A 6,424-nucleotide genomic window follows, 5' to 3' on the forward strand; every position below is an offset into this window, starting at 1 on the left:
CGTGGTTCCTGTTCAGGTTGAATGCGTAGGAACACTCATCCCAGCAGGACCACGAGTCCTCTGCTTGCTACAACACGAACCTGTTTCCCCGGGAACCTTGAAGAGCCGCTTATGGGGCGGAGTTCCGCCAGGATGTTATTGATGTGGCCCGCAAGGGCGAGGCGCCGCTGGCGCAGATTGCGAAGGATTTCGGGCTGTCGGTCACCACGCTGAAGCGCTGGATCGCCATCGCCGAGCGTAAAGAATCCGGGGCCGGCCCGGCAGCGGCCGAGTCGGCCGAGATACGGGAGCTGAAGAAGCGCAACCGCTACCGGGTTCATCCAAACCTTTCATAGCCAGATCTCGGGGCCGCCTAGACGTAGTTCGAGGAATTCACTTTTCTGACAAAGAGCGCTGAGGCCAAAGCAGATAGAACCGTTCCACCCAAGAAAAGATACGTGTACAGCATCTGATGCAGCTCGCCCTTGGCCATATCGGCGATGATCGCAATGACTACCGACGAGATGGCAAAATTGACGACAAAAAACTTCAGCGCCGGCAGACTCTGGACGAGGACTCGCTCCACAAAAAAAACCAAGGACAGAAGGGTGGTCACGACGATCTTATCGACCGAAAAGATACTTTCAATCGGGCGAAGATTTAAGTTGGTATGGTGAACAGCTCCAGCGATCACGAGTTGGAGTGAGTAAAAGGACCAGCAAATCACGTGGGCCACAATCGGACCCAGTGCGACGAGCATGGCTTTCAGGACTCTTTGATTCATTATCTATTGATTGCTTTCATAGACGCCGCCGCCTGAGAAAGTGGCCTCTTGACAGCCCCAACCGGCAAGGCAGAATGGGTCTCTAACATCATCCCTCAGTATTGCCGTAACTTTGGATGCAACGGGCCCATTATTTCCGATTGGTTCACCCCAGTAATTGTAGATATAAGCCTCGTGCGCAGGCATTCGTCGGTATGAAGCCGACATTGCATAATTTCCGGTGCTGGTTACTGAAGCCCTGTAGACAATCGAGATGCTGTTCATTGAACAGAAGGGGTTTGCAGCGCTAAACGCCGCCCTGAGATCGATGCTGGTGCTGGACGGGGTGGACATCACCCTAGTGTCGTTAGCTGGGACTGCAAGTCGCTGATCTACGAGGTTGTCGGTCCCGGCCTGGTAGACGTGGGTTTCCCCGAGATCAATTTCACTAGATAGCGACGGAGTGCTCCCCCACCAAGAGATCGTCGACTTGTGCCTAATGCGACTACTTACATAATTGGTGTGTTCCCATTGGTAGTCGGGTACGTACCAGCTCCGGTCGTCACCTCCAAATTCATAGCCAGCTCCATACTCGCAAGGCCACCCTGGTGCGGCGAGTCGACGCTCGGGGATGAATGATGTCCAACGAATCTCGGACGCGGCCAGCTTTTGGAACTCGGTCGTAAGGGCTGCGCCCTTGGCTTCGGCCGATTGAATGCTGTCTTCTTGGAGGGCGGAGGCATCAAGTGACCAAATGAAGGAGACTCGTGGTGCTGGCTGTCCATTCTGTACCGCGTGAACCTCTTGTTCGGTCCAGTCAGATCGATCCTTTAGCCCGCTCGCTGAGACCCGATATTGATATTTGCTGCCTGGTGTGACTTTGCGGTCCCGAAAACTTGTTTTCCGGGTTTCAGAAATCTTGATGCCATTCCGGTAGATTTCGTACGGCGTGGGATCTTCCAGGGCGCCCCAAGAGAGATCAACGAACTTCTTTGATGCCGAAGTTAGTCCACTCATTCCTGGGTTAGTCGACTTCGATAGGGACGTGTCGATGAGAACTGAATCGCCATTCTTTCCCCGCACCACCTTGAATGGATTTTCTTCGGACGGCGAACGTGCTGTCAGCTGAGTGGAAATAGACTCAAGGGTAAACTCAGGTTGCTCATCCGGCAGCGTTTCAGCGTTAGCTGCAGTCAATCCGGATAGAACTGTTAACAATACGGTTGCGGCAACCAATGTTGCGCGGCTTTTTTTCCTCACGAAAATTCCCCATCCCCCATTGAAGTTCGATAAAGAGTAGCATAACAGAGTCTGTCAACTGACTTTACGGAATCAGTTGAACGAGTTGCTACCCAACGTCCTTGGGTCACTCTAATTACCAAGGACAGCAGGCTGGGGAACCTTCGTCGGTGCTCGTCATCGTTACAGGTCCCTAAATGTTCTTACGTTCACTGATGCAGTGCGTTGCGAAACCAGCCGTCGGGGGCTTTTTTTGGTTCCAAGTGGTCGGGATCGCGGTCCTTTTGCATGCCGCATTTGTAGAACGGCCCACGCGGGTCCAGGAGCACGCTCACGTGGTGGTCCGCGTGATCCTTCCAGGAGACAACCATCCCGGTAGCGCCGTCCAGCCCGAGGTGTTCCCAGGCCTGCCACAGCGTTTACGGCGGGAGAGTGCTTGGGGTGGATTTAGGCGCCGTTGAAGGCGACTTTAGCTCGCCCACTGCAGCCCGAGGAGGCGGAAGGCGTTGCGGATTTCCGGGCTGTCGTGCTGCAGTGATTCTTCGACCGTCACATCTTGTATTTTCGGCGTGATTGGTGGATCGCCGGGGCGCTCGAAGATGGCCCAGAGCTGGAGATCATCACCGTGACGGGAGGCAAAAGTGACGCCATCTAAGTCTGTCATCTCGTAGAGCCAGGAGGCGACTGCCTGGGTCAGGCGTCGGGGCCGGGCGTCCTTCAGCCCCGCGGCGTCAAAGTCAGCCAGGCCCAGGCTCAGGGCCAGGCCGATGAAGTGCGGGTACAGGGCCGCGATGCTGCCCGAGGCGGTCACGGCACAGTACCGCCCGGACAGCTCGGCGGAGGCGGCGATCCGTACTTCCAGCCACTCCCTGGGGACCTGCCCCGGGGCGATGGTGGGGTGCAGGACCTTATCCTCGTCATCCTCGACGATTTCGTCCAGCTTCACACTGAGCCTGGCGTCCTTGCGGAAGTGCGCCAGAACCTCGAGCAGGCACGCCAGCAGGGACGAGCCGGCGTAGAGGGTGCGGAAGTTACCGTGCAGGTCATCCCACCGGCCCGGGAACCGGCCGTCGGTGGCCCACTCCCAACCGCTCCAGGCCCACGGTTCCGGGCGGAAGCCGACGCGCCAGACCCTGCCGGCGGCCTCGGCCGCGGTCAGTCCTGCAGAAACCACCCGCTCAGCCTGCGGCCGCGAACGCGCGGGCAGCGGCCAGCACCTGCGGGCCGGCGTCGTCCAGCTGGCCTTCACGGAGCAGGCGCGCCGGGGGGACATCGTCCAGCTGCGGGTTCATGCCCTGGAACCAGGCCTGCACCACGGCCCGGGAATCCCGCTCCGCGAGCAGGGCCGCCACATGGTAGGCGGTCCTTAACCGGTGCATCACGTCGGCGGAGGGTTTCCGTTCCCCGTCCGCCCATTGCCGGACGGCCCGGGTTTCCTTCACGGAACCGATGTAAGCGACCAGTTTCGCTCCCAACAGGTCCCTCAGATCCCGGACCAGCACGTCATCGGCCAGCCGGATGGAATCCTGGTGCGCCTTCAGCCCGCCGCGGGCGCCTGTCACTGCAGTCATGGTTCATGGTCCCACGAAAAGGCCCGGTGAATCAAGGGTCTAAACGCATCCTGAATCACACTCTGAATCACACTCTGAATCACCGATATCCGTGATTATGTCAACCTAATACGGTTGATATTGCATCTGATGCAGCAAGCAATCTCCTGGGCCGTTCAGCCCGGGACCGCTCACTCAGTCCCGTCGGCGGTCCCCGGGGTACCCTCATCCGGCGTCGCAGTGCCGTTGCGGAGAGGTCTCGAGGGGTCACCGGATGCGGCAGGGCGCTTCGGAGCCTTGGGCTTATTCGCCGTGGCATCCGGCTCGGTTGCCGTATCGACGGCTTTCGCCCTGGCAAAGCTCTGGGCCGCCTTCGCCAACAGCGCTACGCCGGCAAGAATCAGCACTGTGCCGCCGATACCTTCCCGGCGCCCCTGGCTCGCGTAGAACGCCTTCAGCGCGTCCGGTCCGCCACGCTTGCTGGTCTCTTGCAGCAGTCTGGTCCAGTCGTTGGCCATGGTGTCCCCCGGGGTCGGTGTCGGTTTCTGGCACAACTCTAATTGGTGCCGCCTCGGTTTTCGTAGGGCGTCGGGGGTAGGTGCACTCCCCATAGGCTCGAGGTTCATCGAAGTGACCTGGCGTCTAGCCGGTGTCCTGACGGGTCTGCGTGGCGGCACCTGGTGGCCAAATGGGGCTCCCGTAAATCAGTCCTTCCGGGCTATTGACTTTTCTCCAACAAGTTTATGAACATGTGTGAAGACGACTCTCACTTATGGCGAGTTGCTCGAATCCTGTGGGGGAAGGCTCGCGCAACGGGCCCTTGGCGGTTGCTTAGTTTGGCACTTTTTCAGCGCCAAGAACCGTTTCATATTCAATGACTCCCGCTCAAAATCTAGTAGAGCCGGAGTATTTCATTGCAAAAATCGTCATGGCTGCGGAAACTCACCGCCGCCGTCCTCTCGCTTGGTGCGGCCGCATCCTTCATGGTTCTGTCGTCGGCTCCCGCCAGCGCAGCCACCTGCTACGGCTACACCTGCGACGGTGCGGATCCAAACAACGCAGGATGCTCAGCTGATGCCTACACCGTCGCGGCGGGGTCCTTCACGAGCCCCAGCGGCCGCTACATCGAGCTTAGGTACTCACCGCGCTGCGGGGCTGCCTGGACGAGGTGGGGGGTCGGCTACACGACCACAACCCACATGACCATCTACAGCAACAGCAAGACCACCGGTGTTAATCTGAACCTCGAAAGCGGGACGGGAGCCGGTGTGAGCGGCTGGACCCTCATGGTTCCCGCAGCCGATAAGAACGTGCGCATCTGCGCCGAGGAAAACAGGTACTACTCGAACTTCTGGCAATACTGCGGTTCGACGGTCGGCTTCGGGGGCAATGGAACCCCCCAGCCCCAGTCGGTCAAGGATTCCGTGTGATTTTCGGGACAGGGTTTTCCCGGGGACGTCGGGCCTGCACGGTCCAACAGAACCGGGGAACCCGGCTCGGTCGGCAGCGCCAACTGGTGCTGCCGGTATTAGCCAGGAAGACGACAGCCGCAGTTGCGGCTCTGTGCATCATCGCAGCGCTCGTGTCCGGCTGCGAATATACGCCACAACCGGAGGCCACTGACAAAGCCACCGCCTCGACTTCTGCTCCTCCATCCCCGACCGCCGTAACGAACTCACTGAACGGCAGCACAGAGCTCAACCAATTCCACCTCGCCGTGCGATACACCTGCGTCGAAGGAGACACCTGGGAAACGGTCGCCAGTGCATTTGGACTGGAACCGGAGGTCCTCAAACAGTTCAACAAATCGACAACGCTCAGGGCGGGATCCGCCGTCGATTTGCGCGGACGAGATGTCCCCCAACTCGGCGCCGGCGGCTCGGTGTCTTCTAGTCCCGATGGAACTCTGTCCTACGGTGTTGCGGCCGGGGACACCCTGTCTGGAATCACGAGCAGATTTGGTGTTCCCCAGTATGCCCTCCGGGTCTCCAACCCGACTCTCCCTAGCGACGGAGCAGGGTTGCTGCTCACCCCTGGACAGAAGCTCACTGTCCCCAACGCCCTCTGATCCCACCGTGGTCCAACAGGTAGTCCGCACCAGCAGGGCTGCCGGCTATGACCCGAGTAAGCCGCCAGATGAACGCGCGCACCTATTGAAAGGGAATTATGACCGACCCGAGAGTCTTGGAGGCCCAGCAATGGGTGAACAGCGTCTACGGCGAAGTGCCCGGGTTTGTCCTGGCACCGGAAGACGGCAAGACAGGGTGGGACACGATGCATGCGCTGACCCGCGCCCTCCAGGTAGAGCTAGGAATCACGGCGCTTTCTTCAAACTTCGGGCCCGGAACCCTCGGCAGGTTGACGGCATACGGGCCGATCGCCCCAGGTGAAAAGAACTCGAACCTCGTCCAGATCATCCAGTCTGCCTGCTTCTGTAAGGGCTATGACACGGGCGGAATAACAGGCACCTACGGCCCTGGGACCGCCGGAGCCATAAGCCGGCTCCACGCCGATATGGGACTGTCGTCGGATGGGACGCTTCCCGCCAAGGTTTTCAAGGGTCTCCTCACCATGGACGCCTACGTCTTGCTCCCCGGTGGCAACACAGCGATGCGGTCCGCCCAGCAATGGCTGAACAGCCGCTACCTCAACCGCCAGTATTTCTTTGCCGTCCCGTGTGACGGACACTTCTCGCGGGACGTCCAGAAGGCGATCACTTTGGCTATCCAGTTCGAGCTGGGAATGAGCGATGACACAGCGACAGGCAACTTCGGACCTGCCACTAAGCCTCGATCCACCGGTTGTGTTTGATGGGGCGGGGTCGTTCTGATCTAGGTCTGGGTTCGGTCGGTGGGCATGACGGGGTTCCCGGCCTTGCTGCCGGTGGTGTTCC

General features: G+C 59.6%; 8 protein-coding genes and 1 pseudogene. 3 read left to right on the forward strand and 6 right to left on the reverse strand.

The window, feature by feature from the left end; genetic code table 11:
* Positions 1–107: 107 nt before the first annotated feature.
* Positions 108–308: pseudogene (locus tag ACZY0Y_RS19390) on the forward strand (transposase); the annotation flags it as partial.
* A gap of 44 nt (positions 309–352) precedes the next feature.
* Here the strand turns inward: ACZY0Y_RS19390 and ACZY0Y_RS19395 are convergent.
* The 6 genes from ACZY0Y_RS19395 to ACZY0Y_RS19420 form a co-directional block, all read right to left on the reverse strand.
* The gene (locus tag ACZY0Y_RS19395) at positions 353–739 is read right to left on the reverse strand and encodes a hypothetical protein (protein WP_463959875.1); all 387 of its coding nucleotides are present in this window, start codon (positions 737–739) and stop codon (positions 353–355) included.
* Between the two features lie 27 nt (positions 740–766).
* On the reverse strand, positions 767–2,002 hold the full coding sequence (locus ACZY0Y_RS19400) for a hypothetical protein (RefSeq protein ID WP_463959876.1): 1,236 nt from the start codon (positions 2,000–2,002) through the stop codon (positions 767–769).
* Between the two features lie 188 nt (positions 2,003–2,190).
* Positions 2,191–2,397 carry a DUF4913 domain-containing protein gene (locus tag ACZY0Y_RS19405; RefSeq protein ID WP_463959881.1) on the reverse strand — a complete coding sequence of 69 codons (207 nt, stop codon included), beginning with the start codon at positions 2,395–2,397 and terminating at the stop codon, positions 2,191–2,193.
* Positions 2,398–2,450: 53 nt separating this feature from the next.
* On the reverse strand, positions 2,451–3,155 hold the full coding sequence (locus ACZY0Y_RS19410; protein ID WP_463959877.1) for an RES domain-containing protein: 705 nt from the start codon (positions 3,153–3,155) through the stop codon (positions 2,451–2,453).
* Between the two features lie 4 nt (positions 3,156–3,159).
* Positions 3,160–3,552, reverse strand: a complete 393-nt coding sequence (locus tag ACZY0Y_RS19415; protein ID WP_226761945.1) for a hypothetical protein — start codon at positions 3,550–3,552, stop codon at positions 3,160–3,162.
* Positions 3,553–3,722: 170 nt separating this feature from the next.
* Entirely contained in the window at positions 3,723–4,085 is a 363-nt protein-coding gene (locus tag ACZY0Y_RS19420) for a hypothetical protein (RefSeq protein ID WP_463959878.1), read from the reverse strand.
* 360 nt (positions 4,086–4,445) lie between these two features.
* Between ACZY0Y_RS19420 and ACZY0Y_RS19425 the strand changes: the two genes are divergently transcribed.
* Entirely contained in the window at positions 4,446–4,961 is a 516-nt protein-coding gene (locus ACZY0Y_RS19425; RefSeq protein WP_463959879.1) for a DUF2690 domain-containing protein, read from the forward strand.
* 736 nt (positions 4,962–5,697) lie between these two features.
* A complete protein-coding gene (locus tag ACZY0Y_RS19430; protein ID WP_463959880.1) occupies positions 5,698–6,342 on the forward strand; it encodes a peptidoglycan-binding domain-containing protein in 645 nt (214 codons plus the stop codon).
* The last annotated feature ends 82 nt before the right edge of the window (positions 6,343–6,424 follow it).

Source organism: Pseudarthrobacter kochi (assembly GCF_055412805.1).

Excerpts from the sequence above, each read along its gene's own strand:
- ACZY0Y_RS19395 (WP_463959875.1), bottom strand. The coding sequence starts at position 739 with ATGCTCGTCGCACTGGGTCCGATTGTGGCCCACGTGATTTGCTGGTCC.
- ACZY0Y_RS19415 (WP_226761945.1), bottom strand. The coding sequence starts at position 3,552 with ATGACTGCAGTGACAGGCGCCCGCGGCGGGCTGAAGGCGCACCAGGAT.
- ACZY0Y_RS19430 (WP_463959880.1), top strand. The coding sequence starts at position 5,698 with ATGACCGACCCGAGAGTCTTGGAGGCCCAGCAATGGGTGAACAGCGTC.